This window comes from Erythrobacter sp. RANMB8, assembly GCF_056848235.1.
Genome location: NZ_JBREHG010000005.1, coordinates 14,028 through 30,679, shown reverse-complemented (window position 1 = coordinate 30,679; position 16,652 = coordinate 14,028). Strand labels below are relative to the sequence as shown.

The 16,652-nt window shown below is 66.7% G+C and carries 18 protein-coding genes; 7 read left to right on the top strand and 11 right to left on the bottom strand.

Translation table 11 applies throughout. From position 1 onward, the window contains the following. Positions 1-31 precede the first annotated feature (31 nt). Positions 32-364 (top strand): hypothetical protein, encoded by a 333-nt coding sequence (locus ACU0AG_RS08810; RefSeq protein WP_482781902.1) that lies wholly within the window; start codon positions 32-34, stop codon positions 362-364. On the opposite strand, the gene ACU0AG_RS08805 is transcribed toward ACU0AG_RS08810, so the two are convergent. Next, the gene (locus ACU0AG_RS08805; RefSeq protein WP_482781901.1) at positions 361-1,290 is read right to left on the bottom strand and encodes an L-threonylcarbamoyladenylate synthase; all 930 of its coding nucleotides are present in this window, start codon (positions 1,288-1,290) and stop codon (positions 361-363) included. The two genes, ACU0AG_RS08810 and ACU0AG_RS08805, sit on opposite strands and share 4 nt — an antisense overlap. Before the next feature lie 73 nt (positions 1,291-1,363). On the opposite strand from ACU0AG_RS08805, the gene ACU0AG_RS08800 reads away from it, so the two are divergent. After that, positions 1,364-3,106 carry an acyl-CoA dehydrogenase family protein gene (locus tag ACU0AG_RS08800; RefSeq protein ID WP_482781900.1) on the top strand — a complete coding sequence of 581 codons (1,743 nt, stop codon included), beginning with the start codon at positions 1,364-1,366 and terminating at the stop codon, positions 3,104-3,106. Position 3,107: 1 nt separating this feature from the next. Then, a complete protein-coding gene (locus tag ACU0AG_RS08795; RefSeq protein ID WP_482781899.1) occupies positions 3,108-3,926 on the top strand; it encodes a DUF815 domain-containing protein in 819 nt (272 codons plus the stop codon). Between the two features lie 38 nt (positions 3,927-3,964). On the opposite strand, the gene ACU0AG_RS08790 is transcribed toward ACU0AG_RS08795, so the two are convergent. Then, positions 3,965-5,440 (bottom strand): PQQ-dependent sugar dehydrogenase, encoded by a 1,476-nt coding sequence (locus ACU0AG_RS08790; protein WP_482781898.1) that lies wholly within the window; start codon positions 5,438-5,440, stop codon positions 3,965-3,967. A 57-nt stretch (positions 5,441-5,497) separates the two neighbouring features. Between ACU0AG_RS08790 and ACU0AG_RS08785 the strand changes: the two genes are divergently transcribed. Further along, entirely contained in the window at positions 5,498-5,998 is a 501-nt protein-coding gene (locus ACU0AG_RS08785; RefSeq protein ID WP_482781897.1) for a GAF domain-containing protein, read from the top strand. A gap of 128 nt (positions 5,999-6,126) precedes the next feature. After that, positions 6,127-6,978 (top strand): hypothetical protein, encoded by an 852-nt coding sequence (locus ACU0AG_RS08780; protein WP_482781896.1) that lies wholly within the window; start codon positions 6,127-6,129, stop codon positions 6,976-6,978. A gap of 63 nt (positions 6,979-7,041) precedes the next feature. On the opposite strand, the gene ACU0AG_RS08775 is transcribed toward ACU0AG_RS08780, so the two are convergent. From ACU0AG_RS08775 to ACU0AG_RS08750, 6 genes are all read right to left on the bottom strand, one after another. Continuing rightward, entirely contained in the window at positions 7,042-8,004 is a 963-nt protein-coding gene (locus tag ACU0AG_RS08775; RefSeq protein WP_482781895.1) for a ParB/RepB/Spo0J family partition protein, read from the bottom strand. Continuing rightward, a complete protein-coding gene (locus ACU0AG_RS08770) occupies positions 8,001-8,777 on the bottom strand; it encodes a ParA family protein (protein WP_482781894.1) in 777 nt (258 codons plus the stop codon). The genes ACU0AG_RS08775 and ACU0AG_RS08770 overlap by 4 nt, the downstream gene beginning before the upstream one ends. Before the next feature lie 57 nt (positions 8,778-8,834). After that, positions 8,835-9,461 (bottom strand): 16S rRNA (guanine(527)-N(7))-methyltransferase RsmG, encoded by a 627-nt coding sequence (rsmG, locus tag ACU0AG_RS08765; RefSeq protein ID WP_482781893.1) that lies wholly within the window; start codon positions 9,459-9,461, stop codon positions 8,835-8,837. Further along, positions 9,458-11,320: a tRNA uridine-5-carboxymethylaminomethyl(34) synthesis enzyme MnmG gene (gene mnmG / locus ACU0AG_RS08760; protein ID WP_482781892.1), complete on the bottom strand. Its 1,863-nt coding sequence runs from the start codon at positions 11,318-11,320 to the stop codon at positions 9,458-9,460. Before mnmG ends, rsmG begins: the two co-directional genes overlap by 4 nt. Positions 11,321-11,563: 243 nt before the next feature. Then, positions 11,564-12,859, bottom strand: coding sequence for a tRNA uridine-5-carboxymethylaminomethyl(34) synthesis GTPase MnmE (gene mnmE, locus ACU0AG_RS08755; protein ID WP_482781891.1), 1,296 nt, complete (start codon positions 12,857-12,859; stop codon positions 11,564-11,566). A gap of 7 nt (positions 12,860-12,866) precedes the next feature. After that, positions 12,867-13,118: a DUF6489 family protein gene (locus ACU0AG_RS08750; RefSeq protein ID WP_482781890.1), complete on the bottom strand. Its 252-nt coding sequence runs from the start codon at positions 13,116-13,118 to the stop codon at positions 12,867-12,869. A 99-nt stretch (positions 13,119-13,217) separates the two neighbouring features. On the opposite strand from ACU0AG_RS08750, the gene ACU0AG_RS08745 reads away from it, so the two are divergent. Beyond that, on the top strand, positions 13,218-13,916 hold the full coding sequence (locus ACU0AG_RS08745) for a dienelactone hydrolase family protein (protein ID WP_482781889.1): 699 nt from the start codon (positions 13,218-13,220) through the stop codon (positions 13,914-13,916). Then, positions 13,913-14,320, top strand: coding sequence for a nuclear transport factor 2 family protein (locus ACU0AG_RS08740; RefSeq protein WP_482781888.1), 408 nt, complete (start codon positions 13,913-13,915; stop codon positions 14,318-14,320). Before ACU0AG_RS08745 ends, ACU0AG_RS08740 begins: the two co-directional genes overlap by 4 nt. Positions 14,321-14,323: 3 nt before the next feature. On the opposite strand, the gene ACU0AG_RS08735 is transcribed toward ACU0AG_RS08740, so the two are convergent. From ACU0AG_RS08735 to rho, 3 genes are read right to left on the bottom strand one after another with little or no spacing between them, the layout of a single operon-like run. After that, entirely contained in the window at positions 14,324-14,749 is a 426-nt protein-coding gene (locus tag ACU0AG_RS08735; RefSeq protein WP_482781887.1) for a hypothetical protein, read from the bottom strand. Between the two features lie 13 nt (positions 14,750-14,762). Beyond that, positions 14,763-15,155, bottom strand: a complete 393-nt coding sequence (locus tag ACU0AG_RS08730) for a BLUF domain-containing protein (RefSeq protein ID WP_482781886.1) — start codon at positions 15,153-15,155, stop codon at positions 14,763-14,765. A gap of 49 nt (positions 15,156-15,204) precedes the next feature. Then, on the bottom strand, positions 15,205-16,470 hold the full coding sequence (rho, locus tag ACU0AG_RS08725; protein ID WP_017663775.1) for a transcription termination factor Rho: 1,266 nt from the start codon (positions 16,468-16,470) through the stop codon (positions 15,205-15,207). Positions 16,471-16,652: the final 182 nt, after the last annotated feature.

Genomic DNA, 16,652 nt, shown 5'->3' with positions numbered 1-16,652 from the left:
TCGCGCCGGTTGCGGGTGACACTGGCCCGCGATGCGCACCCCCGCCCTTGCCGCACTGATCCTCGCCTCCCTCGCCTTGCAGGGCTGTCTGGCGCGGGCTGCGGCCGATGTGGTGACCCTGCCGGTGCGCGCAGTGAGCAAGGGCGTGGATGTCGCCACCACCAGCCAGTCCGAAGCCGACGAAAAGCGCGGGCGGGAGATCCGCAAGCGCGAGGCGCGCCTCGGCGAGCTCGATCGCGATTACCGCAAGGCAATGGACCGCTGCGCCGACGGGGACGACGAGGATTGCGAGAAGGCGCAGGCGATCAGGGCGGAGATGCGGGCGCTGATGCCGGGCGTGCCGGTGGAACCTGACCGGCGCTAAGCCGCAGCCCGCCGCAGCCGGTCGTTGATCGCTCGCCCCACGCCTTCATCGGGCACCGGGGCGACCGCGATGCGCGGCTGCGGGGCGCGGGCGGCTTCGTGCAGGGCTGCGTAAAGCCGTGCGGCGGCTTCGGCGAGATCACCGCTGGCTGACAGCGTGACATCACCCGCCACCGCTCCGAAGCCGATCAGGAACTCGTCCTCTTCGGCCGTAAGTGCATTGAGCCGCACCGGCTTGCCCGGCGCATAGTGGCTGGCGAGCTGGCCCGGAGCCTCCAAGCGTGCCTCCGGCGTCTTGCCTTCACCCTGAACCCCGATTGCAAGCGGCCCGGGGCGCAGTTCCTCCACGCTCCCGTCAGCGCGCACCGCGACGATGGTCGATTCCACCCCCGCCGTGGTCGGCCCGCCATCGAGCACCATGTCGATCCGCCCGTCGAGCGAGGCCAGCACATGATCGGCGCAAGTGGGGCTGATGAAGCCGCTGCGGTTGGCCGAAGGCGCGGCGAGCGGGAAGCCGGTCGCCTCCAGCAGCGCCTGCATCACCGGATGGGCAGGAGCCCGCAGCGCAACGGTCGGCAGGCCTGCGGTCACCGCCGGGGCCAGCCCGGCATCGGCACGGCGCGGCACCACCAGCGTCAGCGGGCCGGGCCAGTGTGTGGCGGCCAGCGCCAGCGCCTGCGGGGACAGATCGGCATAGCGCGCCGCCTGCTCCACCCCCCGCACATGCACGATCAGCGGGTTGAAATCCGGTCGGCCCTTGGCGGCATAGATCCGCGCCACCGCTTCCGGCGAATCCGCCCGCGCCGCGAGGCCGTAAACCGTCTCGGTCGGCACCGCCACCAACCCGCCCGATTCGAGGCAACGCGCCGCTTTCGCGATCCCTTCGGCGTCCGCCAGCACCACTTCCGTAACGTTCTTGCCGCTCATGCAGCGGCGCTATATTCGTTTGCCCGCCCTGCCAAGCGCGCAGGCCCTTTCCAGACGCAAGGACGCCCCCGAAGTGACCCCCTTTACCCCGCCGACCGCCGACCAGTTGCTCGCCATCCGCGTCAATGCCGGGATCGACGAACTCGCCGCAACCGAACGTTTCGCCCATGCCGAGCCCGATCTGGTCGAGGCGATTGTAGCAGGCGTGGGCCAGTTCGCGGCGGGGGAATTTGCGCCATTGAACCGCAAGGGCGATCTTGAAGGCGCGAAGCTGGAAAACGGCGTCGTGCGCCTGCCCGAAGGCTTCGAGGCCGCCTATCACGCCTATGTCGAGCAGGGCTGGAACGCCATCGCCTCCCCGCTCGCCCATGGCGGGCAGGGCCTGCCCTTCACCCTCGCCTGCAACGTGCTGGAAAACCTCGGTGCGGCGAACATGGCCTTCACCCTGCTGCCGATGCTGAGCGTGGGCGCGATCGAGGCGCTGGAGCACCACGGCTCGCCCGGCCAGCAGGCGATGTATTTGCCGAGGCTGGTGAGCGGCGAGTGGTCGGGGACGATGAACCTCACCGAACCCGCCGCGGGCAGCGATGTGGGTGCCCTGCGCAGCACCGCCGAACCCATCGAGAGCGGCGAACACGCGGGCAAATACCGGATCACCGGCCAGAAGATCTACATCACCTGGGGCGAGCATGATCTGGCGAAGAACATCATCCACCTCGTCCTCGCCCGCCTCCCCGGTGCGCCCGAAGGTTCGCGCGGGATCAGCCTCTTCGTGGTGCCCAAGTATCATGTGAACGCCGACGGCAGCCTGGGTGCGAAGAACGATCTTCGCTGCGTCAGCCTCGAACACAAGCTGGGGATCAACGCCTCGCCCACCTGCGTCATGTCCTACGGCGACAATGGCGAATGCATCGGCGAACTGGTCGGCCAGCCCAACAAGGGCCTCGCCGCGATGTTCACGATGATGAACAATGCCCGCATCAATGTCGGCAATCAGGGCGTGCAGATCGGCGAGCGGGCGACGCAGCAAGCGCTCGCCTATGCGCGTGACCGGGTGCAGTCCGCCCGCGCCGGTTCGCCCGACAAGACCCCGGTGGCGATCATCGAACATCCCGACGTGCGCCGCATGATCCTGCGGATGAAGGCGCTGACCGAAGGCGCGCGGGCGCTTCTCTACTACTGCGCGGGGCAGGTCGATCGCGGCAATCTGGGCGATGAAGCCGCCCGCGCCCGCGCCGAAATCGTGGTGCCGCTGATCAAGGCCTGGGGCACCGATATCGGCGTCGAAGTCGCGGGCCTCGGCATCCAGATCCACGGCGGCATGGGCTTTGTCGAGGAAACCGGCGCGGCGCAGCACTGGCGCGATTCGCGCATCGCGCCGATCTACGAAGGCACCAACGGCATTCAGGCCGCCGACCTTGTCACCCGCAAGCTGGGGCTGGAGGGCGGCGAGGCGCTGGTGGCGCTGTTCGAGACCATCGCCCGCGAAACCGCGGCGGAATTCGCCCTGTCGGCCCTCGCCCGCGATTGCGCCAACGTGGCGCGCTGGATGCGCGATGATGCCAGCCTCGATGATCGCCTCGCCGGCAGTGTGCCGTTCTGCACCATGGCGGCAGTGTGCGTCGCTGGGTGGCAGCTGACGAAGCAGGCCGAGGCGGTGGCCGCAGGGGCCGCGCCCGAACTCGCGGCGACCAAACCGGTTACGGTGCGGTTCTTCCTCGACCGGATCGTGCCCGAAGCCGCAGGCCTGAAGGCTGGCGCAGTCGCCGGGGCCGATCTGCTCTACGCCCTCCCCGCCGCAGCGCTGGTGGGCTGAGATGGAGGCGGGGGACGCGCTGGACCGGATCGCCGCCGCGCTCGAACGGCTGGCACCCCCGCCGCCCCCGCCCGCAGACTGGCGCGCCCACCCCGCCTATCTGTGGGAGGGGACGCACGCACGCCCTGTGCCGGTGCTCGCCGCGCTGCCGCTGGATGGTCTGCACGGAATCGCCGCGCAGAAAGTCGCGCTGCGCAACAATTGCGCCCGTTTGGCGAGCGGCGCTGCGGCGCATGACGTGCTGCTGTGGGGTGCGCGCGGGATGGGCAAGTCGGCACTGGTGCGCGCCTGCGTGGCTGATGTGCAGCGCGATGCGCCGCAGTCACTCGCGCTGGTGCAGCTCGCTCCCGGCACCCTGCCGAGCTTTCCCGCGCTGATCGCCGCACTCGCGCAGCAGCCCCGCGCCTTCCTGCTGTTCATCGACGATCTCGGCTTCGGCGCGGACGGGCGGGCCGAGATGCTCAGCTTACGCAGCCTGCTCGACGGCGGCATCGCCCCGCGCCCCGCGCATATCCGCCTCGTCGTCACCGCCAACCGCCGCACCATCACCGAGCGCGAGGATACCTCGGGCGCGATCCACGAACGTGACGAGCGTGACGATGCGCTGGCGCTGGCCGACCGCTTCGGGCTGACGCTGGGCTTCCACCCGGCAGACAAGGACACCTACCTCGCGATTGTCAGCAGCTACCTCGCGCCGCTCGGCCTTGGCTTCGAGGCGGAGGAGGCGATGGCCTTCGCGATCCAGCGCGGCAACCGTTCGGGCCGCACCGCGCTGCAATTCGCCACAGAGATCGCCGGACGGGCGGGGAAAGCGCTTTAGGTTTCGGACCGCCCGCCCCGCCGACAGGCGGCCGGGAACTACTTCTTCTGCCCCGCCTGCTGGCGCAGGTAATCTTCCTCGAAAGCCGCACGCGGGTCTTTCAATTCGCGAGCGGGCAGGCGTTCGCCTTGCAGGCGCGCAATCGCCGCGGCAGGCTTGGCCGAGGGCGAGCGCACGCGCCAGATGATCCCCGCAGTATCGTCCGACACCAGCAGCGATCCGTCAGCTGCCCATTCGACCCAGGTGGGACGCCCGCGCGTGGTGCCATCGGCCTTGAGGAAGCCGGTCAGCACCGGCACCGGCTTGCCCACCGGATTGCCGCGGTCGTCGAAATCGACGAACACCACATCATAGCCCGAAGGCGGCTTGCGGTTCCACGAACCGTGGCGGGCGATAAAGGCACCGCTGGCGAAGCTTTCGCCCATCATGTGGCCTTCGGTGGTGAACACCAGCCCCAGCGCCGCGACGTGCGGGCCCAGCGCATATTCGGGCTTCCTCACATATTCCATCAGGAAGCGCGGCATCGGCGCTTCCACGCGCCGGTCACGGTTGGTTTTGTAATAGACCCACGGCCAGCCATACTGCGCGCCCACCGGCACATTGGTGAGGTAATCGGGCACCAGATCGCTGCCGAGCATGTCGCGCTCGTTCACCGTGGTCCACAGTTCGCCGGTCCAGGGGCTGAAATCGAGCCCGTTGGGATTGCGCAGGCCCGCCGCATATTGCCGCTGGCTTTTGGCGACGAGATCATATTCCCAGATCATCGCCCGGCCTTCTTCGGCCTTCATTCCCTGTTCGCCGATATTGCTGACCGATCCGACCGCAACATAGAGCTGGTTGCCATCGGGCGAGAGTTCGAGGTTGCGCATCCAGTGGCCGCCGCCGCCGGGCAGGTCCATGATCTTGCGCGCCTCGCCCGAAACCTTGTCGCTGCCCAGCGCATAGGGGAAGGCGAGCACCGCATTGTGGTTGGCGACAAACAGAGTGCCGTCCTTCCAGCTGAGACCGGAGGGCGAATCGAGCCCGTCTTCCAGCAGCACGATCCGCTTTTCGGCGGTGCCGTTGCCGTCCTCGTCACGCAGCAGCACGATCTGGTTGGCGGATTCGCCGGTCGCGCCCGCCTTGGTCAGCAGCTTGTCGGCCACCCAGCCGGTGATTGCAGCCATGATCCCGCCCTCGCCACCTTCCTGCTTCGGCGCGCGGGTGAGCGAGACGAGGATATCGCCATTGGGGAGGGCATAAAGCGTGCGCGGATGATCCAGCCCCTCGGCAAAACGGACCACTTCGAGGCCCTCGGCCGCTTCGGGCGCCTCGCCCGCAGCCCAGCCCACCGGCTCGGCAATCTGGACTGTGGGCACCGTCTGCGCATCGCCTTCGCGCAGCACCGGATCGGTGCCGGTGACCTCCTCGACCGAAAGCTCGGCGGTATCGCCGCGGGTCAGGAACCACACCGCGCCTCCTCCCAGCACAAGAATGATCCCGAGAGCGATTGCGATTTTGCGTAAAATGGCCATGTGGCAGCAGATAGAGCCCGGCCGCACAGGCGGCAAGCGACGAAAGGCCCCCGCACCGTGTATGATTTCAAGCCCGCAGCAGGTCAGGATGTGGCCGAGCTTTACCGCGAGTTGTCGGGGGCAGCCGACGCGCTGACAGCGGGCGAACCCGATGCGGTGGCCAACATGGCCAATGTCGCGGCGCTGATCTGGGAATTTCTGCCCGATCTCAACTGGGCTGGGTTCTACCGCGTGGGGCAGTCCAAGAGCGGCCTCGCCAACGAACTGGTGCTGGGGCCCTTCGTGGGGCGTCCGGCCTGCATCCGCATCCCCTTTGGCAAGGGCGTGTGCGGCGCGGCGGCGGCCAGCGGGCAGACCCAGCTGGTCGAGGACGTGCACGCCTTCCCCGGCCACATCGCCTGCGACGCGGCGAGCCAGTCGGAACTGGTGGTGCCGGTGATTCGCGATGGAGCGGTGATCGCGGTGATCGACCTAGACAGCCCCTCGCCCGCGCGCTTCACCCGGTCCGATGCGGACGGGATCGAGGCGCTCGCCGCGCTGCTTTCCGACCGGATCTGAGCCGCTTCCCCGCCCGACCGGCCCGAAACGGGACACTTGCCACAGCATCGCTTGGGCAGCGGGGTTAGTCGGTGGTAAACCCTTTGCTAACCATAGGCCGCAGCTTGCGGCGAGAAGGGGGTTTTACCATGCGCCTGCCGCTTCGCACCTTTACCGCTATCGGCATTGCCCTGCCCGCGATCGGCTTTGCATCGCTGGCAAATGCCCAGAATTACAGCGATCTGCCGCCGCTGACCCCGATGAGCGAGGCCGAAGTGCGCAGCCTGCCGGTGGAATATCGCACGGCTCCGGCAATGGCGCAGGTGAACGAGACCCGCACTGTGGTCGACGGGGTGGAGACGATCACCCGCACCCGCCGGATCGATCTTCCCGCAGCCCCGCGCGCGCATCACCCGCAGTGGACCCCGATGCAGCACACCTATGCCCCGATGCCCCATGCGCCGGTCTATGCGCCCGCCTATGCCGCGCCGGTGGTGTTCGAGCGCGACCAGTGGATCGAGGAATGCCGCCGCCGCACCAGGGGGCGCAACAATGACGACACCGGCCTGATCATCGGCGGACTGCTCGGCGCGATTGCCGGCGGGGTTGCCGGTTACGAGATCGCCGGCGCAGGCGACCGCGTGCTGGGTTCGGTGCTGGGCGCCGGCGGTGGCGGCCTGATCGGCGGGCTGCTCGGCAGCCTGATCGGTGGCGGCAAGAAGAAGAACCGCTACGACTGCGAAGCCGCGCTGGATGGCTACCTTTCGCAATATGGCGCGCCGGGCGGCCATATCGCCTACCCCGCCTATGGCCACGGCTATCCCGCCGGTGGTTACAGCTATGGCTATGCCTATGCGCCGCAGCAGACGGTGCTGGTGCCGGTGCGCACCGAAGTGCAGCAGCAGGTCGTGGTGCGCGAAACCGTGCGCGAGGAACGCTACACCGTGCCGGGCGCCGTGCGCGAGATTCCTTCGGCCAAGATGATCAAGACCGGGCGTTAAACCCCCGTCTTTGCAACGAAAAAATCAAGGGAGCCGCGGGCTGCGCGGCTCCCTTTTTTCGTGTCAGATTTCGCCGCCGGTAAGGCGCTGGCAGACCAGATCGAGCTGATCGAGCGTGGTGTAGCGGATCGTGATCGTGCCTTTGCGCGGATCGGCCTCGGGCTTGATCTTCACGCCAAGGCCGAGGAATTCCTCAAGGTGCTGTTGCACGGCCAGAATATCGGCATTCTCGGCCGGAATCAGCTGAGGCTGCGCCGGCTCGCCCGGCTTGCGCGAAGCCTTGCGGGTGAGCGTTTCGATATCGCGCACCGAAAGCCCTTCCTGCACCGCGATTTCCGCCAGATGCAGCGCATCGTCGCGCCCGATCAGCGGGCGGACATGGCCGATGGTCAGCTTGTCTTCCTCGATCAGGTCGAGCACGCGGTCGGGCAGCGTCATCAGCCGCATCATGTTGGCGACATGGCTGCGCGACTTGTCGACCAGCTTGGCGATATCGACCTGAATCATGCCTTCGTGTTCGGAGAGGCGGTGATAGGCCCGCGCTTCCTCGACCGGGCTGAGATCCTCGCGCTGCAGGTTCTCGATCAGCGCCAGCGCCATCACCTCGCGGTCTGACAGATCGCGCACCAGCGCCGGAATCTCGTGAATCCGCGCCTTCTGCGCCGCCCGCCACCGGCGTTCACCGGCAACCAGCTGATAACCCTCGCCCTCGGGATGCGGGCGGACGATGATCGGCTGGATCACCCCGCGCGATGCTATCGAGGCGGCAAGCTCGGCCAGCGCGGTTTCGTCGAAATGCTTGCGGGGGTTGCCGGGCAGCGGCCGGATCGAGGCGAGCGGCAACATCCGCAGCGGCGAAGACCCGGGCATCGGCGCTTCGACCGGCTCCTCGCGACGCACCAGCGGCTCTTCCCGGCGGGTCTCGCCCAGCAGCGCCCCAAGCCCCTTGCCCAGACGCCGCGGCTTGTCCGCCGATCCACGCAAAGCGGCAGAATTATCAAGGGGTTGGGTCACATCATCGCTCATGCGGCTTGTCTTTCTGCGGGAAATCGTCCGATCAATTCGCGGGCCAGCGCCATATAGGCGCGGCTGCCGGTGCAATGCTGGTCATAGATCAGCGCGGGCAAGCCATGGCTCGGCGCTTCGGACAGGCGCACATTGCGCGGGATCACCGTATCGAACACCAGCTTGCCGAGGCAGTCGCGCACATCGTCGGACACCTGATCGGTCAGGCGGTTGCGGCGATCGAACATGGTCAGCGCCACGCCGATGATGCCGAGCGCCGGATTGAACCGCTGCTGCACCTGATCCACCGTCTGGAGCAGCTGGCTCAACCCTTCCAGCGCGAAGAATTCGCACTGCAACGGCACCAGCAGCGTATCGGCGGCGCACAGCGCGTTGAGCGTCAACAGGCCGAGCGAGGGCGGGCAATCGATGAAGCAGATATCGTGGCCGGTGTGGCCTGCCAGCGCCTTTTGCAGGCGGTGCGTGCGGCCCTCCACGGCCACCAGCTCGACCTCGGCGCCAGAGAGATCGACCGTAGCGGGCACAATCTCGAGCCGCGGGATCGCGGTCGGCACGATGGCGGAATCGAGCGTCACCTCGTCGACCAGCAGATCATAACTCGAAACCTCGCGGGCCGAGGAATGGACACCCAGCCCGGTCGAGGCATTGCCCTGCGGATCGAGGTCGATCAGCAGCGTGCGCCAACCCGTCGCTGCCATGGCGGTGGCAATGTTGATCGCGGTGGTGGTTTTGCCCACCCCGCCCTTCTGGTTGGCAATCGCGATGGTCAGCATGGTGGTCCCGTCCTTCCCGCGCGCCGATTCAGGCTGAATCCGCACCGTTTTCGCGTGTCAGGCCTTCACGATGATCCCGGCCTCGGGATCGGTCAAGGAATGTTTCACGTGAAACATTGCCCGAATCGAAGGCTTCATCGATTCAAGTTCCTGCGCCGCAGAGCGCCCCTTGGGCAACACATAGGCGGTCTGCCTTGTGGAGAAGGGTGCGGACAACGTCAGGAGTTTGTCCAGCGGCGCAAAGGCCCGTGCCGAAATGGCGCGGGCTGCGAAGGGTGTGACCCGCTCCAGCCGCTGCCCTTCGACCCGGCATTTCGCAAGGCCGAGCGCGGCAATGGCGCTTTCGAGAAACTCCACCCGCCGCGCCCGCGATTCGACCAGCACCACCGGCATATTGGGGCACAGCGCAGCGATCACCAGACCGGGAAAGCCCGGCCCGCTCCCCAGATCGAGCCAGGGCCCGCCCGCATTGGCGCCCAATGTTTCACGTGAAACATTTTCGAGCAGCTGCGCCGAATCGGCTATGTGGCGCTGCCAGATATGCGGTTCGGTGGGTTTGGCGATCAGGTTCTGGCGCTGGTTCTCCTCCAGCACCAGCGCGGCGAAGCGGTCCAGCCGCGCCATGCCTTCGGCATCGGTCAGCCCGGCGACATAGGCGCGGGCTTCCTCTTCGGTGACGATCATGCCGCGCGCTGCCCGCTGGCAAGACGGCGGGCGTGCACCAGCAGGGCCGAGAGCGCGGCGGGCGTCACCCCCGGCACACGCCCTGCGGCTGCCAGCGTTCCGGGTGCAGCGGCGGAGAGCCGCTCGACCATCTCGTTCGAGAGGCCGGGCACCTCGGCATAGGGGAAATCGGCCGGCAGAGGCAAAGCCTCACTCGCCCGCAGATCGCGCAATTCGGCGTCCTGCCGGGCGAGATAGGGGGCATAGGCGGCATCCTCTGCCATCTCTTCGGCCAGCAGCGGATCCAGTGCGGTCACCTCCCCCAGCCAGGGCGCGAGCGCTTCGGGGGTGACCCCGTCATAGCGCAGCCATTCGGCCAGCGACTTCTCCCCGTGATCGCGTCGCACCGGCAGGCCGAGGTCGGCGAGTTCGCGGGCGTGGAGCTTCTGCGAATGTTTCACGTGAAACATTGCCCGCACATTTTCGCGCCGTTCCCACCATGCGCGGCGCTCGGCTCCGACACACCCGGCCGCGATCCCCAGCCCGGTCAGACGCGTCGCGGCATTGTTGGCGCGCAGGCGCAGGCGGTATTCGGCGCGGGCGGTGAGCATCCGGTAAGGTTCGGACACGCCCTGCAAGGTCAGGTCATCGACCATCACCGCGATGTAGCTGTTCGCCCGGTCAAGCTGCGGCGCGGCCTTGCCCAAAGCCGCCGCGGCAGCCTCCAGCCCCGCGACCAACCCCTGCGCGGCGGCCTCCTCGTAGCCGGTGGTTCCGTTGATCTGCCCGGCACAATAGAGACCGGGGATCGCCCGCACCTGCAAGTCCGGCGTCAGCGCCCGCGGGTCGATATGGTCATATTCCACCGCATAGCCCGGCTGCACGATCGCCACCTGCTCGCACCCCGGCATGGTGCGCACCACGGTCTCCTGAACATCCACCGGCAGCGAGGTGCTGATGCCATTGGGATAGACGATATGCGTGTCGAGCCCCTCTGGCTCAAGGAACACCTGATGCCCCTCGCGATCGCCGAAGCGGTGGATCTTGTCCTCGATCGAGGGGCAGTAGCGCGGCCCCGCCGCCGCAATTGCGCCGGAGAACAGCGGCGAGCGGTGGAGGTTGGCGCGGATCGCATCATGCCCGGCCTGCGTGGTGCGGGTGATCGCGCAGAACACCTGCGGGTTGATGCGCGCAGGCGTCAGCGGGGACATGGTCCAGCCCTCGCCGTCGGAAGGCTGCTCTTCGAGCGCGGCCCAGTTGATGGTCCGCCCGTCGAGCCGCGGGGGCGTGCCGGTCTTGAGGCGGGCCATGGGCAAATCGGCTGCGCGAAGCTGCTGCGCGAGCCGCTTGGCCGCGTTCTCTCCGATGCGACCGCCTTCAAACCGCTCCTCGCCGCGGAACAGCACCCCGCCGAGGAAGGTGCCGGTGCACAGCACGATATGTTTCACGTGAAACATTGTGCCGTCGGCCAGTTCCAGACCGGAGACCACCCCGCCTGTCAGCACCAGCGCCGCAGCCTCGCCCTGCACCAGCGTGAGATTGGCTTGGGCGCGGACCAGCGCCTGCACCGCCGCCTTGAACCGCACCCGGTCGGCCTGCACCCGCGGGCCCCATACGGCGCTGCCCTTGGAGCGGTTGAGCATCCGGTAATGGATCGCGCCAGCATCCGCCGCCCGTCCGATCACCCCGTCGAGCGCATCGACTTCGCGGACCAGGTGACCCTTGCCCAGCCCGCCAATGGCTGGATTGCAGCTCATCGCGCCGATGGCATCGCAATCGAAACTCACCAGCGCGGTGCGCGCACCCATGCGGGCCGCCGCGCAGGCAGCCTCAACCCCGGCGTGACCGCCGCCGATAACGAGAACATCGAACTGGTGCATGGCCCGCAAATAGGCCCCTGCGAGGGAGTCGTCAAAGCGGATTGTGGTGGTCGGCGGGCGCACAAAGCTGGTGGCTGCATCAGACACCTCGCCTCAACCGGAGCCAGTTTGCGTCAAATTGGCAGCCAATGTTTCACGTGAAACATTTGGGGCAGAATTGGCGGGCAATGTTTCACGTGAAACATTTTTGGCGAAAATGGGGGTCAATGTTTCACGTGAAACATTTTGCGCCAAATCGCCGGATCACTTCCCGATGCAGAACCGTCCGAACAGGGTATCGAGCATGTCCTCGGTTGTTGCGCGGCCGATCAACCGGTCGAAGGCCAGGCGTGCGCGACGGAGTTCCTCGGCGACCAGCAACGGATCGGTCAGGTTGCGTGCCGCCTCCAGCGCCTCTGCCGCTTCGGACAGACGCGCATGCTGGCGGGCGTTGAGCGCAGCCTCACCCGGTTTGGGGAGCGCATCGCGCGCCCTGTCCAGCAGTGCTTCCTTGAGCGCCGCCACACCCTCACCCGTGGCCGCCGAGACCGTGAAGCCCGCCGAAGCCTTGGGCCGGAAGCCATCGCGATCAGCCTGCGCGGCGATCTCCCATGCGCCGGCCGGCCCCTCACCTTCGGGGCCAAGCCACAAGACGCAATCGGCGCGTGCCAACTCGCCCCGGGCGCGGTCGATGCCGATAGCCTCGATCTGGTCCGCCTTTGCCCCGCCCTCGACTTGCCTTAGCCCTGCCGTATCGACAAAGGTGAAGGGCACCCCGGCCACCGCCACAGACCGCTCGATCACATCGCGGGTGGTGCCCGCCAGCGGCGAGGTGATCGCGGCCTCGCTCTCGACCAGCGCGTTGAACAGGGTGGATTTGCCCGCATTGGGCGGCCCGGCGAGCACGACGCGGAAGCCCTCGCCCAACCGCTCCGAACGCGGGCGGGCGAGCCAATCGCCGATCTCCGCAGCAAGCGCAGCAATGTTCCACGTGAAACATTCGGGCAGATCGGCGGAGTCTTCCTCGTCCGAGAAATCGAGCACGCCTTCGACTTCCGCGGACAGGCCGAGCACACGCTCGCGCCAACCCTCGACCTGCCGTGACAGCGCCCCGCCCGCATTGGCAAGCGCGGCGGCGCGTTGCAGCTCGGTCTCGGCGGCGAGCAGATCCCCCAGCCCTTCCGCCTCGGCCAGATCGATCCGGCCATTGGCGAAGGCGCGGCGGGTGAACTCGCCCGGCTCGGCACGGCGGGTATCGGGGAGCGCTGCGAGCGCCGCCTCCACCGCCGCGATCACCGCGCGCCCGCCGTGACAGTGGAATTCGGCCAGATCCTCGCCCGTCGCCGTATTCGGTCCGGGGAACCACAGCACCAGCGCCTCGTCCAGCAGCGCACCATCACTGTCGCGCAGCCGTGCCAGCGAAGCCCTGCGCGGCGGCGGCACCCTGCCCGCCAATGCCAGCAAGGCTGCACCCGCCTGCGCGCCGGAGACACGGATCACCCCCACACCGGCGGGCGGCGCGCCGCTCGAAAGCGCGAAGATCGTCGGGGCGGTCTGCATCGCGATGCTATTCGGAAGGTTTGGAGCCGGAGGCCGCCTTCAACCCGCCTTCGACGAAGCTCTGAAACAGCTTCAGCCCCACCTGCCCCATCGGCGCCAGTGCCTGCGCATATTCGGCCATCTGCGCGGGGTTCGACACGCCCTTCATGGCCTTGGTAATGCTGTCGACATAGACCGAATTGGCGGCGCTGACATCGGGCAGGCCGAGGAAGCTGCGCGCCTCTTCCGGGGTGCAATCGACTTCGATGGTGATCTTCATGAGCGGTTTCTCCTCCCTCTCTCATTTGCGCTTGGCAGGCGGCCAAGGCAAGCGATAGACCCGGCGGCAACCCGAAACCCTGCAAGAGAGAGACCCCGCATGACCCTCAATGCCACGATCCCCACCCTCGAAGGCGATGCCAGCTTCGGCGCCTATATCGCCCGCCCCGACAGCACCCCGCGCGGTGCCATCATCGTCATTCAGGAGATTTTCGGGGTGAACCCCGGCATCCGCCAGAAGTGCGAAAAACTCGCCGCGGCGGGCTATGTCGCGCTGGCGCCCGATCTGTTCTGGCGGCTTGAACCGGGCATTTCGCTCGATCCCGATGTCGAGGCGGAGTTCACCCGGGCGCTCGACTGGATGGGCAAGTTCAATCAGGACGCCGGGATCCGCGACATCCAGGCCGCGATCGACTGGCTGCGCGAGCACGAAGGCACCGGCAAGGTCGGCTGCGTCGGCTATTGCCTCGGCGGGCGGCTCGCTTTCATGGCGGCGGCGCGCACCAGCATCGATGCCAGCGTCGGCTATTACGGGGTCGGGATCGACGGTCTGCTGGGCGAGAAGGACGCGATCGCCAATCCGCTGCTGCTGCACATCCCCACGGCCGACGGTTTTGTTCCACGTGAAACACAGGCCGCGATGCACGCCGGGCTGGATGATCACCCCAAGGTGACGCTGTTCGATTACGAAGGGCTCGACCACGGCTTCGCAACCGAGCACGGCAAGCGCCGCAACGAGGAAGCTGCCACCCTCGCCGACAGCCGCACCGCCGCCTTCTTCGCCGAGCACCTGGGATGAGCCCGAAGACGCCCAACGCCAATCTCGCCCGCTGGCACGCCTATATGGAGGGCGGGAGCGATCCTGCCCTCCTGTCGGACCTGCTCGCCGATGATGCGGTGTTCCATTCGCCGGTGGTGCACACGCCCCAGCAAGGCAAAGCCATCGTCATGGCCTATCTCGTCGCCGCCAGCCATGTGCTGGGCAACGACAAATTCCACTATGTCCGCGAGCTGGTGGACGGAGACGAGATGATGCTCGAATTCGTCACCGAGCTGGACGGCATCGCGATCAACGGGGTCGATATCATTCGTTGGAACAAAGATGGAACAATCAGCGATTTCAAGGTGATGGTGAGGCCCTTGAAGGCGATTAACAAGGTCTGGGAGATGATGGCGGCGCAGCTTCAGGCGGCCAAAGGATAGGCGCTATTCCGTCACTGGCGGCGCGAGGTAGTAATCCGTGCGCCCCTGCGGATTGACCGGCACGACCAGCAACGCAAGCGGAACCAGCAACAGCTCGATCGCAAGCGTGCCCAGCACCGCAAGCGCTGGCAGGACAAACACGGCCTGCGCCGCCAGCACCGCCGCCCAGAACCGGAAGATGGCGCGCCGTGGGCCTGTGCTGATCGTGTCCGTTGCGCCCGCAGCCGACTGACGCAGTATGTCAGAGGCCGCAGCCCAATCTGCCTCGGCGATCCACAGGCGGTAGCCGCCCAGCGCCAGCGCATTATACTCGGTCGAACCGTGAGCATCGGCGCCGATATGCACCCGGATACCATAACCTTCGAGCATTCCGGCAAGAACCACCGCTTCAACGCGGGAAACCGCGATGGCGATGGTGACCAGATCCAAACCCCGGGGCGCCCTAGTTCAGCACCGCGAAGTTCACGATCATCTTGCGCACTTCGGGGTCGAGCCCTTCGGGCAGGTCGCGATCCAGCATTTCGCGGCGGCTGGCGATGCTTTCGGCGATCATCACCCGCTTCATCGCCCAGTCAGGGCAAGCGCGCTGTTCGATGCCGCGCCGGTCGAGCACCGAGACGCCGGCGTGGCGCGGATCGGCGGTGATGGTGTCCATCAGCGCCGCAACCTCGGCATCCTCGCCTTCGAGCAGCTGGAGGAAATTGCGGCCGTTGAAAAGCAGCAGGCCGGTGATCCCGCGGGCGGGATTGTTGCGGGCGCTGGTGGCGAGGATGGCGTCCACCTCCTCGCGCGGGAGAGTCGGCGCGGTGCTGATATAGAGATACTGGCTAAGCACTGATCCGACCTGTCTTTTCCCGTCCGAAACGCCCGCCCCCCGGCAGGTCTTACTGGTTCATCGTAGCAAAGAAGTCCTCGTTGGTCTTGGAATCCTTCATCTTGTCGAGCAGGAATTCCATCGCATCTACGGTGCCCATCTGCATCAGGATGCGGCGCAGCACCCACATCTTGCTGAGGTTGTCCTTCTGCACCAGCAGTTCTTCCTTGCGGGTGCCGGACTTGCCGACATCCAGCGCGGGGAAGATGCGCTTGTCGGACACCTTGCGGTCGAGCACGATTTCCGAGTTGCCGGTGCCCTTGAACTCTTCGAAGATCACTTCGTCCATGCGGCTACCGGTGTCGATCAGCGCGGTGGCGATGATCGAGAGGCTGCCGCCTTCCTCGATGTTGCGCGCCGCGCCGAAGAACCGCTTGGGCCGCTGGAGCGCGTTGGCATCGACACCGCCGGTCAGCACCTTGCCCGAAGAGGGCACCACAGTGTTGTAGGCGCGGCCCAGACGCGTGATCGAATCGAGCAGGATCACCACGTCATGCTTGTGCTCGACCAGACGCTTGGCCTTTTCGATCACCATTTCGGCAACCTGCACGTGGCGGTTGGCAGGTTCATCGAAGGTCGAGGAGATCACCTCGCCCTTCACCGAACGCTGCATGTCGGTGACTTCCTCGGGGCGTTCGTCGACCAGGAGGACGATCAGGAACACCTCGGGGTGATTGTCGGTGATCGCCTTGGCGATGTTCTGGAGCAGCACGGTCTTGCCGGTGCGCGGCGGCGCGACGATCAGGGCGCGCTGGCCCTTGCCCTGCGGCGCGATGATATCGATCACACGCGCGCTCTTGTCCTTCACCGTCGGATCGAGCGTGTCGAGCGTCAGCTTCTGGTCAGGATAGAGCGGCGTCAGGTTGTCGAAATTGGTGCGCAGGCGCACCGCATCGGGATCGTCGAAGTTGACCTTGGCGAGGCTGGTGAGCGCGAAATAGCGCTCGCCATCGCGAGGGGCGCGGATCTCGCCTTCGACCGTGTCACCCGTGCGCAGGCCCCAGCGGCGGACCTGGTTGGGCGAGACATAGATATCGTCCGGCCCGGCAAGGTAATTCGCTTCGGGCGAGCGCAGGAAGCCGAAACCGTCCTGCAGCACCTCGATGGTGCCGATGCCCATGATCTTTTCTTCGTATTCCTCATCCTCGGCGAGTTCGCGCAGGATCGAGAACAGCAGATCCTGCCGGCGCATGGTCGAGGCGCCTTCGACGCCCAGTTCTTCCGCCATCGCGACCAGTTCGGCCGGGGTCTTTCGCTTGAGGTCCTTCAGATGCATGAATCGTATTTCCGAAAGTCAGGTGTGGCCGGATGGTCAGTGCCGCCGTTGTCAGGCGGTGCCCCTTGATGCGGGGCCGGGCTTGGAGAAAGCAGACCTGTGGAAGGGCCGTCTGCCCTGCCACCTACCGGATAGGTGGATGCGAGATAGAAGCGCGCCGCCGCAAGGTCAATCAGCGATTG

What these genes read in the sequence shown, in the direction of transcription:
- rho (WP_017663775.1), bottom strand. Translation starts at nt 16,470, where the DNA reads ATGCATCTGAAGGACCTCAAGCGAAAGACCCCGGCCGAACTGGTCGCG.
- ACU0AG_RS08805 (WP_482781901.1), bottom strand. Translation starts at nt 1,290, where the DNA reads ATGAGCGGCAAGAACGTTACGGAAGTGGTGCTGGCGGACGCCGAAGGG.
- ACU0AG_RS08740 (WP_482781888.1), top strand. Translation starts at nt 13,913, where the DNA reads ATGAGCCCGAAGACGCCCAACGCCAATCTCGCCCGCTGGCACGCCTAT.
- ACU0AG_RS08790 (WP_482781898.1), bottom strand. Translation starts at nt 5,440, where the DNA reads ATGGCCATTTTACGCAAAATCGCAATCGCTCTCGGGATCATTCTTGTG.
- rsmG (WP_482781893.1), bottom strand. Translation starts at nt 9,461, where the DNA reads ATGATCGTCACCGAAGAGGAAGCCCGCGCCTATGTCGCCGGGCTGACC.
- ACU0AG_RS08745 (WP_482781889.1), top strand. Translation starts at nt 13,218, where the DNA reads ATGACCCTCAATGCCACGATCCCCACCCTCGAAGGCGATGCCAGCTTC.
- ACU0AG_RS08750 (WP_482781890.1), bottom strand. Translation starts at nt 13,118, where the DNA reads ATGAAGATCACCATCGAAGTCGATTGCACCCCGGAAGAGGCGCGCAGC.
- ACU0AG_RS08810 (WP_482781902.1), top strand. Translation starts at nt 32, where the DNA reads ATGCGCACCCCCGCCCTTGCCGCACTGATCCTCGCCTCCCTCGCCTTG.
- ACU0AG_RS08770 (WP_482781894.1), bottom strand. Translation starts at nt 8,777, where the DNA reads ATGCTGACCATCGCGATTGCCAACCAGAAGGGCGGGGTGGGCAAAACC.
- mnmE (WP_482781891.1), bottom strand. Translation starts at nt 12,859, where the DNA reads ATGCAGACCGCCCCGACGATCTTCGCGCTTTCGAGCGGCGCGCCGCCC.
- ACU0AG_RS08780 (WP_482781896.1), top strand. Translation starts at nt 6,127, where the DNA reads ATGCGCCTGCCGCTTCGCACCTTTACCGCTATCGGCATTGCCCTGCCC.
- ACU0AG_RS08795 (WP_482781899.1), top strand. Translation starts at nt 3,108, where the DNA reads ATGGAGGCGGGGGACGCGCTGGACCGGATCGCCGCCGCGCTCGAACGG.
- ACU0AG_RS08775 (WP_482781895.1), bottom strand. Translation starts at nt 8,004, where the DNA reads ATGAGCGATGATGTGACCCAACCCCTTGATAATTCTGCCGCTTTGCGT.
- mnmG (WP_482781892.1), bottom strand. Translation starts at nt 11,320, where the DNA reads ATGCACCAGTTCGATGTTCTCGTTATCGGCGGCGGTCACGCCGGGGTT.